We start from the raw sequence: 16,866 nt of genomic DNA, 5'->3' as shown, positions 1-16,866 counted from the left end.
GCCGCTCCAGGAGGCGGATTGCTTTCGAGAATTGTGAGGGACGCCTGGAGCGCCTGGAGAGGCGGCGGGTAGTTGAGTGGTCATTGGGATGCGGTGATGTCCAGAAAGGCATGGCTGACGGTGCTCCAGCTTTGCCAGTGCATGAATCTTGGCAAATGCACCCCTGCCCGACTAGCTAATTAATCCTTAAAGACCATATAAGCTAAGCTAAACAATAGTTCTGAAAGACTGAAGCATGGTCAAACGCAATCTCAACGATCTCCTGTCCTTCGTCACGGTGGCCCGGGAAGGCAGCTTTACACGTGCTGCGGCATTGTTGGGAGTGACACAGTCGGCCCTCAGCCAGGCCATCAGCGGCCTGGAGACACGGCTTCAGATCCGATTGCTCACGCGAACAACGCGCAGCGTTTCGCCCACAGCCGCCGGAGAGCGACTGGTGAAGGCCATTGGCCATCGATTCGACGAAATTGAGGCGGAGCTGGATGAACTGACCGCGTTGCGCGACAAACCCGCGGGTACGGTACGCATCACCTGCGGGGACTTCGTGCTGCACAACGTACTGCTGCCCAGACTCACCCCGGTGCTGCGCGAGTACCCGGACATCAAGCTGGAGTTCGACGTGAACTACGGCCTGCGCGACATCGTTGCCGATCGATTCGACGCAGGGGTGCGCCTGGGCAAGACGATCGACAAGGACATGATCGCAGTGCCCATTGGCCCGCCGCTGCGTCTGGCGGTGGTGGCATCGCCAGATTATTTTTCTATCCGGCCCATTCCGAAGATACCGAACGACCTCATGGCGCACGCGTGCATCAATCAGCGCATGCCCACGTCAGGTGGGCTGTACGTCTGGGACTTCGAGCGCCGTGGCCGGCAGATCAATGTGCGTGTCGATGGACCCTTGATCTTCAACACGACGCAGCCGCAGGTGGATGCTGCCCTGGCCGGCTTGGGTGTCGCGCTACTGCCCGAAGATGAACTGATGCCGTACATCGAGGCCGGCCGGCTCGTGCGCGTGCTGGAGGACTGGTGCCCGAAATTTGAGGGCTATCACCTTTACTACCCCAGCCGCCGCCAACCATCACCGGCGTTTTCCCTGGTGGTGCAGGCACTGCGCCTCAGCGGGACTGCACGCTAGTCGACACACAGCTCCCTCAATCGCCGTCACGTCACCCGGCGTACCGGGAGCGAGCGGATCCGCTTTCCGGTGGCCGCGAAGATCGCGTTGCACAGTGCAGGCGCGACCGGAGGTACGGGAGGCTCCCCTACCCCGCCAGGTGGCAAGGAGAAATCGTTGTTCACCAGGTGTGTGCGAATCACCTTGGGTGAAGCAGCGTGTCGCAAGACTTCGTAGTCATGGAAGTTGCTCTGCTTCACGCGACCGTTCTCGAAGCTGATCTCTCCCGTAAGCGCCAGGCTCAGTCCCATGATGGCGCCCCCTTCCATCTGCGAACGGATGCGCTCCGGATTGATCTGCGGACCGCAGTCGAGCGCCATATCGACGGCGATGACCTGCACGTTGCCTTGCCCGTCGACAGCGACCTCAATGACCGAAGCCGCATATGACACGAAGCTGTACGCGAACGCCAGTCCGAGGCCATGCCCCGGCGGCAACTTGCGGCCCCATCTGGCACCGCGAGTCGCTGCCTCGATTACGCCGCGGTAGCGCCCGGTATCCACCGGATATAGCTTGGGTGATTCTGAATAGTTGAACTGGTCCGACAGTTCCACGGGATCGATCTTGCGGGGCGCTCCAAGCAGTTCGAGCGCATAGCGCTTGTGGTCCTTGCCGGCACGGTGTGCCAGTTCGGCGATGAAGCACTGCACGGCGAAGGCATGCGGGATGTTCGATACGGATCGGAACCAGCCAATACGGGTATGCGCCTCCACCTCGGCGCCTTCAATACGCACATGGGGGATGTCGAAGGGAATGTTGATCGCGGACATCCCCGCCTCGAAGGGCTGCTGCCCCTTCGCGCCCTGGGCGAAGATCGAGGCGATGGTGGGTGCCGCGGTGCGATGCAGCCACGACGCCGGCAGTCCATCATCCTTCAGCACAGCCTGCAGGTGCTCCGCCGATACGGTGTGGAGGTAGTCATTCCGAATGTCGTCGTCGCGGGTCCAGACCAGCTTGACCGGGGTCCCCGGCATCGCCTTTGCGACATACGTCGCTTCGGCGACGAAGTCGGGCTTTGACTTTCGACCGAAGCCACCGCCCAGGAGCATCGGATTGAGCTTCACTTGCTCGGCCTTGAAGCCCAGCACAGCAGCCACTCCCTCGAGTGCGCCCTGCGGTGCCTGGACCGAAGTCCATACCTCACAGCGGTCGCCCTTGACCAGCACCGTTGCGACCGGCGGTTCCATGCTCGCATGCGCCAAGTGAGGCAGGTAGTACAACGCCTCGAACCTCTTGCTGGCCGGTGCCTTGTCCCAAGCCTCAGGAGCATTGCCTTGATTGCGCAAGATCGTGCCCGACGCATTGACGGCCGCTTCGAGCGTCTTCCTGTAGACGATCGAGTCGTAGCCGCCGTTGGGGCCGTCATCCCAGTCGATCTCGAGGGCCGCGCGCCCTTGCATCGCCGCCCATGTATTGCGGGCCACGACTGCAATGCCACCAAGAGGTTGGAAGGCCGGCGCACCGCTGAAGCCCGGAATTTGAACAACCTTCAGCACGCCGGGAACGGCAAGCGCCTTTTCGCTGCGGAAGCTGCGCAGCTTGGCGCCAAGCACCGGCGCGCGAGCAATCACGGCGAAGACCATGCCTGGCATCCAGGTGTCCATGCCGTAGGCGGCCCGGCCCTCGGTGATTGCCGCTGCATCGACGATATGGACCTTGCCCTTTCCGATGTAGCGGAAGTCCTTCTGGGCCTTAAGCTTAAGGGCGTCCCCTCGGGGAATGGGCTGCTTGGCTGCGTCCGCCGCCAGTTCTCCAAATGCAAGCCGACGGCCACTGGCAGCATGAACGACATCGTGCTGGTTGGCATGCACCTGCGAGACCGGGACGCCCCACTTCGCGGCGGCAGCCGCTTCCAGCATCTGTCGCGCAGCCGCGCCGACGCGGCGCATCGGCATGAAGAAATGACGCATGCTGCGCGAACCATCGACGTTCTGGCTGCCATAGCGCGCCTCGTTGGCTACGGCCTGTATGACCTTCACCTGTTCCCAACGAGCTTCCATTTCGTCGGCGACCACCATCGGTAGGCTCGTGCGAACCCCCGTACCCATCTCGACACGGTGGGCCACGATCGTCACGGTGCCATCGGACGCGATCTGGACGAACACGAGCGGATCGTCAACGACACCGCCCGGCATGCTGTCCGCCCCATACTTCATCGGCTCCGCAGCAAACACATCGCCCGATGCGTTCGTCGCGAGAACCAGTGCACCGACCGACGCTCGCAGAAAGCCCCGGCGAGAGAGAAATGCTTGTTCTGTCCTCATGCCTGGCTCCCGCTCGCCAGCCGACCTGCGGCAAGCCTGATGGCGGCGCGGATGCGCGGGTACCCGATCCATCCGCATGGAACGATCAGTGGATACCTTTACGCACAAAATTCGAATGCGCACTGGCGAACACGAGCGAGAAGCAAGCATCGACAGGGGCAAGAAAAACAAACCCCCGAAGCGCCTTGCGGCGATTCGAGGGTTGTCGAACGTGGATGTGCTCAGGCCTCTTCGTACTGCGAAGTACGGCGGGAAGCTTGGCTCCGGTTCTGTTCCGAACGGCCTTGCGGACGTTCGATCGGCTGGCGCGGTGCGACGCGCTGGGTGCGTTGCTGTGCGGGCGCCGGTGCATGCTCTACGGCTTCTGGCGCAAGTGCATCGTCGGCTTCGAGCTGCTGTGCGGGCTGTGCCTCGTCGGCATCCGTCTCGCGGCGATAGACCAGTTCCCCATCGACCTTGGCGGTGTTGATGAGGATGAGCCGGCCCTTGATCAGGGTTGCATGCTCGAACTGGCCGGTATCGCGGCCTTGCGGGTCGCGGACCTTGCGCTCGTACAAGTGCGGGTAGATGTCTCCCAGCTTGAACGACACCAACACCTTGCTACCGGCATCGACTGCCGGCTTCAACTCCTCGATCAGAGCAATCGCGTCCTCACCACTGACTTTGACGTCGAAGTAGGTGCGGTTCGGATCGTCCGAGGAGCCATGCAGTGCATTGATCGAACACGAAAGGAACGGATCGGCGCGACGGCCACCGCGACGCGTTTCCACCCAGCGAATACGGTTGAGGTAACCGATACCGGAGACGTGGAGGTTGAAGTACTCAGCACCTTGAGCTTGGGGTTGAACGTGATTTGCCATGATGATCTCCAAAAGAAAAAAGGACAGGAGATCGGCGCACCCATGCCTGGCCTGAAGGCCTGGACGGGGAACTGATCATCCCCGTCCGGGTTGCAGTGATAGAAATGCTCTGGAACCGATCTTGGGGATCAGTTCGTGCGCCTCTCAAGAGCTGAGACGCCTCGTGGTGCCTTGCGGCAGTTCACGAGCCGAAAATTACCGCCGCTGCCAAGGGCTGTCAAACACGGTTGACACAACGTCTCTTGCACGCGCCCTCCTGGAGTTCGCAATGTTTGCGCGCCAGGGAAGCCGTGCAGACGCGCCCGAACGCGGCGCCCGGACCGGCCCGCGTCGCATGGCATCACGTTCAACAAGGACTTGCGTCGCAGCACCTCCCGCGAGAGACTGAACGTCCCGTACGGAGGATTCCGATGTCCACTCCCGACGAACTCCAAGCTACCATCGGCGCGATCGTTCAGAAAGGCAAGGGCATTCTGGCGGCCGACGAAAGCGGACCGACCATCGCCAGGCGATTCAAGACGATCGCCGTGGATTCGACCGAGGACAACCGGCGCGCTTATCGCAGTCTGTTGCTGTCGACGCCGGACCTTTGCCGGTACATCAGCGGCGTCATCCTGTACGAAGAGACGCTGACCCAGAGCACGGACGATGGCGAGCCGCTGCCGCAGTTGGCAGCGCGACAAGGGATCGTGCCCGGCATCAAGGTCGATGCGGGAAAGATCCCGCTCGCGTTGGCACCCGGCGATGAGATCACGCAAGGCCTCGATGGGCTCGCCGAACGTCTCAAGGGCTACAAGCAGCAAGGCGCGCGATTCGCGAAATGGCGCGCCGTCTACAACGTCTCCGACACCACCTTGCCAAGCCGCGCAGCGATCGAAGCTAACGCGGAAGCGCTTGCTCGCTACGCCGCGGTCTCGCAGGACCAGGGCGTGGTGCCGATCGTCGAGCCCGAGGTGCTGATCGACGGCGATCACACGCTGGCGCGCTGCGCGGAGGTGACTCAGGCTGTGCTGCACGAGGTTTTCCGTGCCTTGGCTCGCCATCGGGTGGCGTTCGAGCACATGTTGCTCAAGCCCAGTATGGTGGTGCCGGGCAAGGCGCACGCGCCGCAGGCAACGCCCGAGGAAGTGGCTTCGGAGACGATCCGCGTGCTGCGCAGGGCGGTGCCGGCGGCGGTCCCGGGCATCAACTTCCTGTCCGGTGGACAGTCGCCAGTCGAGGCGACGGCCAATCTGGATGCGCTGAACCGACGGGGCCCACAGCCGTGGCATCTGAGCTTCTCCTATGGACGCGCGCTTCAGGAGCCTGCGCTGCAGGCCTGGCAAGGCCGGCCCGCCAACGTGCTGCAAGCCCAGGAGGCGCTGCTCAAGCGCGCACGACTGAATGGCGCGGCCAGCGTGGGTGCGTACAGCGCGGACATGGAAAACGCCAGCTATTGATCCCGCAAACGGGCCTGAGCCGCACCAGCGTCTTCGACTTCTGCAAGCGTCACGAGGCGGCCAGCGCCGAGGCGCTGCAGGAGGTACGGCACTTTGTGTCGAACTCGGGAGTATCGCAAGGTCCGGCGCACGGGCTGACTCGCAACTCCATCAAGAAGTACCTGCGGGCGGGTCTGATGACACGCTCAGTGTCGCCACGTCTCCACCTCAATCACTCCTGTGCTCCTGCCACCCAAAGCCCAAAAGCGACAGGTCGTTCAACCCGAACTCACGCGCAATCGCCGCCACAGCCGCGCCAGGTGCTGCGCAAGCCTGCAGTACCTGCGCCTTCAACTCAGTGCGTGCCGCCGCCTTTGCTTCGTACAGCCGTGCATCTCTAGTGCGTGCGGCATGGCGATCGACCGCGACGCCATGCAGGAAAGCCACCACCGGATCATGCAGGCCATCCTGGTCCACACCCTGCTCGGCGCCTGATTCTTGCTCGGTCAACGCCCGATGCGCTCTCTTGCGCCAGAGCATCTCCAAAGATGCCTCATGCAGCTTCTGTGCCATGAATTAACGGGACATCACACTAGGACCGCGTAGGCGACAGGGGTTTGCGCCGCGTCAATCGTAGGATCAAGGAAGATGGCGGACGCCCCACGGACTGTGGCGCGGCGTTTCAAATGCGCGGGCCGGCAGGTCGACGCGCTGAGGCGGCACAGGCTCGGATGCTCGAGGCAAAAGCGCAGCTGCCTGATCGACCAGCATGTCGAGCTGGGTAGTGCAGTCGAGCAGCGCACGCCTCCGACCTGGTACCCCCGAGGCGCGATGCGAATGACGAGGAAAGAAGCCTGCGGGCACCGCCACGATGCCGCCTGGAGTCAGGGTGAAACGCTCGCGGTCGCGCGCTAGGTCCAGCCCGATGCGCTCGCCGGGAGGCACGTCGTTGTCCTCGCCGATGATGGCGTCCTGGATCTGGGCGCCCCCGCCGACGCGCGCACCTTGCTAAGCGCGAAAGCATCAGGTCGGAGGTGCGTCTGCCCTCGCGAAGGGGCCGGAATGCTGACACGATTTGTTGAACTTTTCCATCCGTCAGTGGCAACCCACTCCGAACTCTGCAGGCGCGAGCGGCTGCTCTGTCACCGGAACTCATCATGAACCCGACGCGTTTCGTATCACGCCTTTCCCTTGGCGAGCCGTCTACTTCCACCGCGGTCGCGTCGCGAGATCGCCTTCGACACCGTTTGAAAAAAGCCTTGCTTTGCGGGCCACGACCTCCGTAGAGATTTGAGGCGGCGACACACGCTTCAGACGAGAACCAGTTGTCTTGAAGTGGGTCGAACCACCCGGCGGCAGAGCCGCCTAGAGTTTTCAAAGGCTCCCGGAAGATCACGGAGGTTCACATGACCAGTCAGATCGCGCAATGGCATGCCGACCACGGAAATTTCTCTCTGCTTCTCAGCATTCTTGACGAACAGGTCACCCGATTTCGCGACGAAGAGAGTCCAGACTACGAGCTGATGCTCGAAATCGTCTCCTACTTGCGAGAGTATGGAGATTGCTATCACCATCCGCGGGAAGACGCCGCTTTTGAGATCCTCGTGGCGCGCGATCCGCAAATGCGACTGCCCATCAACCGTTTGCTTCAGGAGCATCGTGTCATTGCGGCGGCCGGCGAAGAGCTTGTTGCGCGCCTGAACCAAGTCATCAGCGATGCCTACGTCTTGCGCGCCAACGTGGAGGCGGCAGCGGCCCTGTATCTCACCTACTACGAGCATCACATTGCGGCAGAGGAAAGACAGGTTCTTCCACGCTCGAGACTTCTGCTGAATGCGCAGGACTGGGATGTCGTAGCCCGCGCAGCCCCATCGTCCGCGGATCCGTTGTTCGGAAAATCGCCGACCGGAACCTACTCAAGACTGGCCAAGTTGATAGCGGCGAACGCCGCCTCCTGATCACGCTGACCGTTGCCCTCCGGCAACTCTCCCGTGTCGATTCGTAGAGCAACAATTGAACCGCTCGCGATGCCCTGGCTGGAACTCGGGCCCGCAACCATGCTCTGGCAAAGAGAGTCGGCTTGCCGCCGAAATTTTTTGTCCTGGGCGCCAGCGCATAGGCGCAAGCGCGGCGGATCAAATCCAGCAAGCGCCGACGCGGTGCGCCCGGCAATCCTCGGGCAGGACCGCGGAATGACAGGAGACACGGCATGACCAAGCAACTGTCTTCTCGCGCTAGTCAGCAGGAACCCCAGGACCGATTGGCTATGGCTCAAACCGTGAAAGGTGCGACCTCAAGACCGCCTTAGGTCCGCAACGGGGGTTCTTGACCTAAGTCGACGGACGGCCGCTCGGCGACCAAGCATTTCTCCTCAATGTCCCAGAGCCAGACAATGAGCATCAAGCGGGCGTCGCGCCGTCGCTGTCTGACAAGTCCGTGCAAATACTCGGACGGAGTATGACCCGTGAGCAAGACGTTCCTGAGTGCGCATTCGGTGCGATTTGCGATGCGCTCCGCTTCGGCCCAGGCGTCGTAGGGGCTAACCGCGAGATGTTTCATTGCTGGTTCCTCCTCGGGTCGGACAACGGGGTCTGGGTTCCCCGCTCGGCCCGGATATTAGAACCTTAGAACTAATTTGGATATCCCTTGAGGGCGTTTAACATCTCGCTGCACGTCAACGGCTGGCATTTTTACACGCGAATTGGGCGTCACCGGCGAACGGCGAGTCATGGCCCGCAGACCGGCAAATCGGACATTCGATTCATCCGGCGTCGTCGTCTGCACCCGCTACGAGGTCGAAGTCGTCTCAGCCCGACGAGAGACGGGGCAAACGTGCCGGCATCGGCCCGCGGGGAATCAGGAAGCGCGCTTACCGGAGAGGGCCGCACAAAGAAACCCCGTCAGATTGCGCTTCAGTTCGTCGCTGCGTGCTGCGTCGGCCATGCCCTTTGACAACGTGGCCAGACGGTTGTCAGCGGTTGTGTCGGTGACCGCGAGAACTACGGTCCCGATCATCAGTGTGTATCGCCAGATCCATTCGGCTCTTGGTACATGCGGATCCGTGCGGCATAGCGCGTCGATGAACTCAAGCGCGAACGGGTCCAGATACTGGTCATAGACCCGCTTGGTCATCGCACTCGGCTGCAGCCTGTGCTGCAGGATGAATCGCGCGAACAGCTGCCCGGTCTTCGTCGGCTCAAAGTAGGGGCGCACGAAGCATGCGATGAGCGCCTCCAGACGCACTGGCTCCCCTTTGGACTCCGCAGCCTGCATATACGCAGACAGGTCAGCCAGTCGCATGTTCATAGCCCGCTCGGCAAGCCTCGCGAAGATCTCTTCGGCCAAGGCCTCCTTGGAGCGGAAGTAATAGTTGACGGATGCGACGTTGACTGCGGCTTGCGCCGTGATCTCGCGTGTCGATGTCTTCTCCACGCCTTTCTGGGCGAACAGGCTCTCCGCCGCAATCAGGATGCGCTCGCGCGCGTCGGCATTTCCATTCGGATCGATCGTCGAAGCTTTCATATCCCCTGATTTGAATCGGATGCTTGAAACATCCGATTAGGGGAAATCCTATGTACCCCGCTGCGTGCGGTACTGACAATTCAAACAAGCGCTTTAGACAGACGTTTTGTGAATGCAACCGACCATCAGTCAGAGTAGGAATGTCAGTCACCCAACACCCCCTCCACAGATCCGTACGTGCGGAGCTACCGCATACGGCTCCTGCCTTGGGTCATGACGATCAGACGCTGGTTCGGGTAGGGGTGGCAGATGTTCGGGACAGGCAGCCAGCGCGCCATCAAGCGATACATGCGTCGCCAAGGCAGGTCGTGGCTCTGGCTGCGGCGGCACAGCGTGCGATGCCACAGCCCGACGACCTGATGGCGGAATGTCCTCAGCCGCGCGCCGTTGCACGGCACGCCGAAGTAGCGCGCATGCCCAGTCACCACCGCCCGCAGGTACTGGCCCTGCTCCGGGATGGGTTGGTGCATGCGCCTTCTGAGTTCGAGCTTGATCACCTGCAGCTTGGCTCGCAGGCGTTTGGCACTGGTGAGTCGCAGGACCATGAACTTGCCCTTTCGGGTCGTCCCGCAGCAATGCGTGAACCCCAGGAAGTCGAAGGTCTGCGGCTTGCCTTGTCCCTTGCGGCGTCGGTTCTCGTGGGCGAAGCGCCCGAACTCGATCAGCCGCGTCTTCTCGGGATGCAGCTTCAACCCGAACTGGCCCAGCCGCTCGGCCACCGCGCGCTGGAAGCGCTCGGCGTCATCACGGAACTGGAACCCCGCAACCCAATCGTCGGCGTAGCGCACGACGATCACGTCACCCCGGGCATGGCGCCCCCTCCACTGCTTCACCCACAGGTCCAACGCATAGTGCAGGTAGATGTTGGCCAGCAGCGGACTGATGCTCCCGCCCTGAACCGTCCCCAACTCACCTTGCGTGAGCCTGCCGTCCTCCAGCACGCCCGCGTGCAGCCATTTCTTGATCAGCCGCACCACGCGCGTGTCAGCCACGCGATGTTCGATGAACTTCACCAGCCAGTCCCTTTCGATCGTGTCGAAGAACTTGGCGATGTCCGCATCGAGTATCCAGTTCACCTTCCTTGCGCCCACACCCACCGCCACGGCATCCAGCGCGTTGTGCGCGCTGCGCCCGGGCCTGAAGCCGTAGCTGAACCCGAGGAAGTCCTGCTCGTAGATGGCGTTCAACACTTCGACCGTGGCACGCTGGACGAGCTTGTCCTCCAGCGCCGGCACGCCCAGCGGGCGCTTGCTGCCGTCGGCCTTGTCGATGTACACCCTCTTCACAGGCTGGGGCCGGTAGCCCCCTCGGGCCAGCCGCTCGGACAACTCCAGGAGATTGCCCTCCAGGTCCTGTCCGTACGTCTGCCAGGTCTGGCCGTCCACCCCGGCGGCCGCGTCGCGCTTGAGCGCGAGGTAAGCCGCCCGCAGGCGTTCGACCGCGTAGATGTGATGCAGCAGTCCCGTGAACTTCGCATCACGACGGCCCTTTGCCGTCTGTCGTATGCCATCGAGCGCGGTTCCCATGTCATAGACCCGCACCGATCTGCGGGACATGCGCGCCGCGATGGCATTTCCCTTGGCCTGCCGCCTTCCCTCCACCACCTCCGCCGCCGCAGGAGCTTCCCCCGCAGCCTTGTTCGGCAGCTTCTTCGGTACTACGCAGCAGTCCGACTTCCCGCGCCTGTGGCTCATCGTCGTACGCCCTTGGGCTTCACGATGCGCTCTGCAGCCAGCGCTTCCCAGCGCTGCGCAGAAGGACGCGGGATCTCCCGGTTCCCGAACAAAGTGCTTGCGTGCGTGCTCGGGGTCTTTGACCGCGCGGGGTCCGCCTCTGCCTCGCCAATGCGGCAGCGACGGTGTGACCTTCGGCATTCTCCTACTGCCTCGGCACCCCGGACCACCCGCAGCTGTCGCCACGGGGCATGTATTACGCGGCTCGATACCCGGCCCGCTCGTCCCCCTATCAACGCTTCGCCCACACCCTCGCGGATGTGCACGCATGACTCGGGGCCGCCGTAGCTGGCTAAGCCTTCAACGTATGAAACTTTCATTCACAACACTTTGCCGGTTTTGACCGGCGCACAGGAGACAGAGCATGCAAATCGATTGGGATGCCGAGATCCCCATGGACGACGGTTCAGTGGTTCGAGCCGACGTGTATCGCCCGGACGGTGATGGCCGCCATCCCGTTCTGATGTCGTACGGCCCGTACGCCAAGGGCCTGCATTTCGGCGAGGGTTACCCCATGCAGTGGAAGGGACTCACGGAGAAACATCCCGAGATCCTGCGCGGCAGCTCGGGCCGATATGCCAATTGGGAAACGGCTGATCCCGAGCGCTGGGTGCCAATGGGCTATATCTGCATCCGTGTGGATTCCCGCGGAGCTGGCCGGTCCCCGGGGGTTGTCGATTCCTTTTCGCCGCGTGAGGTGCAAGACTTCTACGACTGCATCGAATGGGCCGCCCAGCAACCCTGGTCCAACGGCAAGATCGGCCTTGCTGGCGTGTCGTATTACGGTGCAACGCAGTGGATGGTCGCTGCGAAGCGACCGCCGCACCTGGCGGCCATCTGCCCCTTCGAAGGCTTCTCGGACTTCTACCGGGACGCGTGCAGACACGGCGGGATCCTGAACACCTTCATGAAAGAGTGGTACCCGAGGCAGGTGGAAAACGTACAGCATGGCCTCGGGCGGCGCGGCCGCGTCAACGCCAACAACGGCGAGCTGCTCTGCGGCCCTGTGGAACTGAGCGAAGAGGAACTGCGTGCGAATCGCGTCGACATCGAAGCGATGCAATTGGGCGCGGAGCTGATCACGGACCCTTACTTTCAAAGCCGCCGCACGGATCTCGCTGCGGTAGAGGTTCCCGTGCTGTCATGCGCCAACTGGGGCGGCCACGGTCTGCACCTGCGCGGTAACGTGCAGGGTTACCTGGGTGCCGGCTCCAGGCAGAAATGGCTGGAGTTCCATGGCTTGGAGCACTGGACCCATTTCTATACGGACTACGGCGTCGCGTTGCAGAAGAAGTTCTTCGATCACTTCCTCAAGGGCGAAGACAACGGATGGGAGCGCGAGGCCGCTATCCGGATGCAAGTGCGCCATGTGGATCGGTTCGTGGACCGCGACGAGCACGAGTGGCCTCTGGCGCGCACGCAATGGACGCGTGCATACCTCGATGCCGGCAAGCGGAGTCTGCTGCCAGAGCCCTCTGAAGGGGAGACGCAGACCTCGTTCGACGGTATGAAGGGCAAAGCCAGTTTCAGCATCGCCCCTTTCGCTGAAGATACCGAGATCACGGGTCCGCTCGCCGCCACGCTGCACATCTCGACGACGGCTCACGACGCGGACCTTTTCCTGACCGTTCGCGCATTCGCGCCTGACGGCAAGGAGCACCTCGTCGTCGGTGCGGTCGAGTTCAACGCCCCTCTCGCTCAGGGCTGGCTGAGGGCGTCACACCGAAAGCTTGATCCGAAGGCTTCCAAGCCCTACCAACCAGTGCACGTGCATGACGAGATCGAGTACCTGAGGCCAGGCGAAGTCTACGCAGTGGAAGTCGAGATCTGGCCGATGTGCTTCGTCTTTCCGAAGGGTTACCGACTGGTCCTCACCGTGGGCAGCTCCGACTTCGAGCACGACCTGCCAGGGCCCCACCCTGAACTCTATGGCAAGGCCATGCGCGGCTCGTCGGTGCTGCTGCACGACCATCCGAAGGACCGCACCCCCGAGCGCTTTGGCGGGCAGGTGACGCTGCATTCGGGCGAGCGACACCCATCGTTCCTGCTGCTGCCCGTGATTCCCTCCAAGGACTGAGCAAAGGCAGATCCCCAATGAACAAATTCCGGCGCAATTCCCTTCTCGGAGCCCTCGCGTTAAGAAGAGCCTTCTCACGCGCATTCGTCGAATCAAAGGCCAAACTGAGGCGCTGGAGCGCAAGGTGGAGGCTGGTGAAGACAGCGATCGCGTAGCGGTGCTACATCAGATTGCCGCGATCCGAGGCGCGGTCAACGGGCTAATGGCAGACGTACTGGAAGGCCAGCTTCGCGAGCATGTCGGCGCGCCGGACATCACGGATGAACAGCGTCATGAGCAGATCGAGGAAGTGGTAGCGATCGTACGCAGCTATCTCAAGTGAAGGGACGGGCGAAAGAGTTCGGAGCCGGCCCCGCCTCCTTGAACTACCGCGCTACTTCGCAATGGCCCCGCTCAGGAGATGCTCTTCGGCATAGGGAAACACAACCTCCGGATTTGGCCGTATCAGCTCCGAATCCTTGTACGCGTAGTGCAGCCGTGACAGCAGATCCTGAGAGGACGCTTTTCTCGGCGGGAGTGTCTTTCCTACTGGCGGTCATTCTCATGACTCCCCTTCTGCGACCCGGATGTGCCGGCAACACGGGTCGCCGGCTTCCCGGGTAGCAGCGGCGTGACCTTGCCCGAGAGCAGCAAGACCAAGGCGGACCGGTCCACGACCTCTTGTTCGAGCAGCAGCTTCGCCAGTGCGTCCAGCTTCTGTCGGTTCTCCAGCAGCGTCTGCTGCACCCGCTTGCTCGCGTCAGCCAGAAGCTGCCGGACTTCGGCATCGATCAGCTGTGCCGTACCCTCGCTGTATTCCTTGCGATCTCTTGGCATCATGCCCGCTCCCACGAACAGGGGATTGGGCGTGTCCTCGTAGGTAGCGAGGCCGAGCTTCTCGCTCATGCCGAACTGGGTAATCATCTGGCGGGCCATGTCGGTTGCACGCTGGAGGTCGTTCTGAGCGCCAGTGGAGACATCGCCGAAAACGAATTGCTCCGCAATGCGTCCCCCGAGCAGAACATCGAGCCGGTCGAGGAGCTCGCTGTGCTTCAGAAGATAGCGATCTTCGGTCGGGGTCTGCTGCGTGTAGCCCAGGGCGGCGATACCTCGCGGGATGATGGAAACCTTCGAGACGCGGTCCGCACCCGGACGCAACTCCGCCACGATGGCATGACCGGCTTCGTGGTAGGCGATGGTCTCCTTCTCCTGCTGATTCATCACGCGATTCTTCTTTTCGAGGCCGCCAACGATGCGGTCCAGCGCCTCCTCGAAATCAACCATTTCCACCGACTTCTTGCCCTTGCGAGCTGCCAGCAGCGCGGCCTCGTTGACGAGGTTGGCGAGGTCGGCGCCGGCGAACCCGGGAGTGCGGGCCGCCAGCTTGGTCAGGTCGACGGTGGGCGCCAGGACGACACTCTTGACGTGAACCTTGAGGATCTGCTCGCGGCCCTTCAGGTCGGGTCGGTCCAATGCGACGTGGCGATCGAACCGCCCAGGGCGCAGGAGCGCGGGATCCAGAATCTCGGGGCGGTTCGTGGCCGCCATGATGATCACCCCCTTGTTGGTATCAAAGCCATCCATCTCGACCAACAACTGGTTCAAGGTCTGCTCACGTTCGTCGTTGCCCGATACGACGTTGAGCGCACGGGTCTTGCCCAGCGCGTCGAGCTCGTCGATGAAGATGATGCAGGGCGCCTTGGACTCGGCCTGATCGAAGAGGTCGCGAACGCGAGCGGCACCCACCCCCACGAACATCTCGACGAACTCCGAACCGCTGATGCTGAAGAACGGCACGCCAGCTTCTCCGGCCACGGCTTTTGCCAGCAGTGTCTTGCCAGTTCCAGGCGCCCCAAGCAGCAACACCCCCTTGGGAATCTTGCCGCCAAGACTCCGGTAGCGCTGGGGGTCCTTCAGGAAGTTGACGATCTCGGCCAACTCCTCCTTGGCTTCATCGATACCGGCAACGTCCGCGAACGTCACGCCGGTCTCCTTCTGCATGTAGACCTTGGCCTTGCTCTTGCCGATGCCCATCATTTCGCCAACGCCGCCGCCTACCCGCTTGATGAGAAAGCTCCAGACAGCAAGGAAAAGCATTGCCGGCACGATCCACGACAGCAGCACCCCGATCCATTTGTTGTCGAGCTGGCCCACGAATCGGACCTTGGCGGCTTCCAGGTCCTGAACGAGATTGGGGTCATTGACCCGGACGGTGGAGAAGGCGTGGTCCCCTTTGCCTTGCTGCAGCATCTCGTCGACCTGTTGCTTTGCAAGCAGGCTTTCGATGCCATCGGTATCCAGCGTCCCCGTGATGGCAGTCTCGCCGAGCGCAACGTTCCTGAGCTTGCCGGCTTTTAGCAGGACTTTGAAGTCGCTGTAAGGCAGCGTCTCGACGTGAGATGAGGTCGAGACGCTTTGAAAAACGAGTATTGCCGTGAGTGCAGCCAATACATACCAAAGCGAAAACTGATGACGCGGTTCCATGGAAGCCTGTTGAATGGTCGGGGAAGTCCTCGGCCTGGTCACGCGTGCGACCTGTCATCACCCGCCAGCAGGTTGTAGAGCCACGCGAAGAAGGCGCCAGCAGCGAAGAACCACACGGCAAACACAACGGCTGGGTAAACGACGGACCACCAGGACAGCGCTTGGCCAGTCTCCAGGCGCCGGAAGTCAAGTCCGTGAAAGAGCGCGTTCATGAAGCTCATGAACGACTCCGGAAAGGCTATCCAGACCACGGTGCACAAGGCATAAAACACAACGACCGTGCTCGACAGAATCACGCCGGTTTTGAGGGGTTTCATGGCTGCCTCCGAATTCAGTTGCAGCTAGCCTCGGCGAGGCTTGGTTTGAAGAACATCACCGCCGCCGAAGTGCGGGATGAAGGCAGGGGTCCTGCCTCGGTACGCCTCATATTCCTCGCCGAATTCAGCGAGCGCGTCCTGCTCCTCTGCCTTGGCAAGGCGGACGTACATCCAGACCAGGATGGGAAACATCACGAGCGTAGGTATCGTGGGCCATTGCAGCAGGAAGCCAAGCATGATCAGGATGAAGGCAACGTACTGGGGATGCCTCATCCGGGCATAGAGGCCCGTCGTGGCCAGGCGGTGTTGCTGCTGCGCCTGGTAGAGGACGCGCCATGCCGCCGACAGCATGATGAAGCCGCCGAAGATGAGGACGTCGCTGGCGAGGTGAAACGGCCCCAGATGCGGGTTTCCGCGCCAGCCGAAAATCATCTCCGGAAGATGGCCGGCGTCATGGGATAGAAAGTCGATGCCAGGGAACTTCGCCGAGAGCCAGGGCAAGAGGAAATAGATGGACAGCGGAACGCCGTACATCTCCGTGAACAGCGCAACAATGAAAGCGGAGAAGGCGCCAAACGAGCGCCAGTCGCGCGAGGTCTTCGGCTTGGTGAAGCTGAAGGCAAAGATGATGAAGACCGCCGAGTTGATGATCACCAGCGACCAAAGGCCATAGCCAGATTGGGCGTCGTGGCTCATCGCAGTTCTCCTTTGACATTGCCGTCCTCCCGGGTGTCCCGGGTGTCGCCTCCTTCCTGGCGTTGACCGTGCCCATGTCCATGGTGCATGAACAGGTGCATCAACGGGCACGAAGCCAGAAGAAGCAAGGGCAGGAATTGAATGACGTGCGCCCGGTGCTCCGTCCAGAGGAAGTAGCCGATCACGAGGAGAAAGCCAATCGTGACCAGTTTCGACCTGGAGATCTTCCGCTGGGTAACGTCCGGATGCTCATGACTGTCGTGGTCGTAATCCATACCTTCCTCCGACGAAGACGATCTATCTGGAATTTGGGTCTGTAGCCGCGGCTCGGGCCTGACA

Annotated in this window: 14 protein-coding genes and 1 pseudogene; 5 read left to right on the top strand and 10 right to left on the bottom strand. The window is 61.9% G+C overall.

The annotated features are described in order from the left end of the window. Positions 1–235 precede the first annotated feature (235 nt). Positions 236–1,138, top strand: a complete 903-nt coding sequence (locus VAR608DRAFT_RS11655) for a LysR family transcriptional regulator (RefSeq protein WP_088954209.1) — start codon at positions 236–238, stop codon at positions 1,136–1,138. Positions 1,139–1,164: 26 nt separating this feature from the next. Here VAR608DRAFT_RS11655 and VAR608DRAFT_RS11650 read toward each other — a convergent pair whose 3' ends face one another. Both VAR608DRAFT_RS11650 and VAR608DRAFT_RS11645 read right to left on the bottom strand, forming a co-directional pair. Continuing rightward, on the bottom strand, positions 1,165–3,441 hold the full coding sequence (locus VAR608DRAFT_RS11650; RefSeq protein WP_088954208.1) for a xanthine dehydrogenase family protein molybdopterin-binding subunit: 2,277 nt from the start codon (positions 3,439–3,441) through the stop codon (positions 1,165–1,167). 221 nt (positions 3,442–3,662) lie between these two features. Beyond that, positions 3,663–4,301, bottom strand: coding sequence for a DUF3577 domain-containing protein (locus tag VAR608DRAFT_RS11645; protein WP_088958738.1), 639 nt, complete (start codon positions 4,299–4,301; stop codon positions 3,663–3,665). A 410-nt stretch (positions 4,302–4,711) separates the two neighbouring features. Here VAR608DRAFT_RS11645 and VAR608DRAFT_RS11640 point away from each other — a divergent pair, with 410 nt between their 5' ends. After that, entirely contained in the window at positions 4,712–5,740 is a 1,029-nt protein-coding gene (locus VAR608DRAFT_RS11640) for a class I fructose-bisphosphate aldolase (RefSeq protein ID WP_088954207.1), read from the top strand. A gap of 207 nt (positions 5,741–5,947) precedes the next feature. Here VAR608DRAFT_RS11640 and VAR608DRAFT_RS36960 read toward each other — a convergent pair whose 3' ends face one another. Further along, on the bottom strand, positions 5,948–6,292 hold the full coding sequence (locus VAR608DRAFT_RS36960) for a hypothetical protein (protein WP_157730847.1): 345 nt from the start codon (positions 6,290–6,292) through the stop codon (positions 5,948–5,950). A gap of 66 nt (positions 6,293–6,358) precedes the next feature. After that, positions 6,359–6,712: pseudogene (locus tag VAR608DRAFT_RS38515) on the bottom strand (hypothetical protein); the annotation flags it as partial. A 413-nt stretch (positions 6,713–7,125) separates the two neighbouring features. Here VAR608DRAFT_RS38515 and VAR608DRAFT_RS11630 point away from each other — a divergent pair. Beyond that, on the top strand, positions 7,126–7,677 hold the full coding sequence (locus tag VAR608DRAFT_RS11630) for a hemerythrin domain-containing protein (RefSeq protein WP_088954205.1): 552 nt from the start codon (positions 7,126–7,128) through the stop codon (positions 7,675–7,677). A gap of 898 nt (positions 7,678–8,575) precedes the next feature. On the opposite strand, the gene VAR608DRAFT_RS11620 is transcribed toward VAR608DRAFT_RS11630, so the two are convergent. Together VAR608DRAFT_RS11620 and ltrA are read right to left on the bottom strand one after the other, a co-directional pair. Beyond that, positions 8,576–9,241 carry a TetR/AcrR family transcriptional regulator gene (locus VAR608DRAFT_RS11620; RefSeq protein ID WP_088954203.1) on the bottom strand — a complete coding sequence of 222 codons (666 nt, stop codon included), beginning with the start codon at positions 9,239–9,241 and terminating at the stop codon, positions 8,576–8,578. Positions 9,242–9,426: 185 nt separating this feature from the next. Then, complete coding sequence (ltrA, locus tag VAR608DRAFT_RS11615; RefSeq protein ID WP_231972977.1) at positions 9,427–10,935, bottom strand: group II intron reverse transcriptase/maturase; 1,509 nt, start codon at positions 10,933–10,935, stop codon at positions 9,427–9,429. Positions 10,936–11,338: 403 nt separating this feature from the next. On the opposite strand from ltrA, the gene VAR608DRAFT_RS11610 reads away from it, so the two are divergent. Together VAR608DRAFT_RS11610 and VAR608DRAFT_RS11605 are read left to right on the top strand one after the other, a co-directional pair. Beyond that, on the top strand, positions 11,339–13,051 hold the full coding sequence (locus tag VAR608DRAFT_RS11610; RefSeq protein WP_088954202.1) for a CocE/NonD family hydrolase: 1,713 nt from the start codon (positions 11,339–11,341) through the stop codon (positions 13,049–13,051). A 10-nt stretch (positions 13,052–13,061) separates the two neighbouring features. Next, on the top strand, positions 13,062–13,373 hold the full coding sequence (locus VAR608DRAFT_RS11605) for a metal/formaldehyde-sensitive transcriptional repressor (RefSeq protein ID WP_443082947.1): 312 nt from the start codon (positions 13,062–13,064) through the stop codon (positions 13,371–13,373). A gap of 203 nt (positions 13,374–13,576) precedes the next feature. Here VAR608DRAFT_RS11605 and ftsH read toward each other — a convergent pair whose 3' ends face one another. Genes ftsH through VAR608DRAFT_RS11585 form a run of 4 tightly spaced genes read right to left on the bottom strand, consistent with a single transcriptional unit; the run spans position 13,577 to position 16,802 of the window. Further along, entirely contained in the window at positions 13,577–15,514 is a 1,938-nt protein-coding gene (gene ftsH, locus VAR608DRAFT_RS11600; RefSeq protein ID WP_088954200.1) for an ATP-dependent zinc metalloprotease FtsH, read from the bottom strand. Positions 15,515–15,552: 38 nt separating this feature from the next. After that, positions 15,553–15,831 (bottom strand): DUF5676 family membrane protein, encoded by a 279-nt coding sequence (locus VAR608DRAFT_RS11595; RefSeq protein WP_088954199.1) that lies wholly within the window; start codon positions 15,829–15,831, stop codon positions 15,553–15,555. A 24-nt stretch (positions 15,832–15,855) separates the two neighbouring features. Continuing rightward, entirely contained in the window at positions 15,856–16,527 is a 672-nt protein-coding gene (locus tag VAR608DRAFT_RS11590; RefSeq protein ID WP_088954198.1) for a methyltransferase family protein, read from the bottom strand. Then, entirely contained in the window at positions 16,524–16,802 is a 279-nt protein-coding gene (locus tag VAR608DRAFT_RS11585; protein ID WP_088954197.1) for a DUF2933 domain-containing protein, read from the bottom strand. Before VAR608DRAFT_RS11585 ends, VAR608DRAFT_RS11590 begins: the two co-directional genes overlap by 4 nt. Positions 16,803–16,866: the final 64 nt, after the last annotated feature.

The organism is Variovorax sp. HW608 (genome assembly GCF_900090195.1).
Lineage (GTDB): Bacteria > Pseudomonadota > Gammaproteobacteria > Burkholderiales > Burkholderiaceae_C > Variovorax.
The sequence above is the reverse complement of the archived record's forward strand: the minus strand, read 5'-3'. Positions and strand labels throughout refer to the sequence as shown.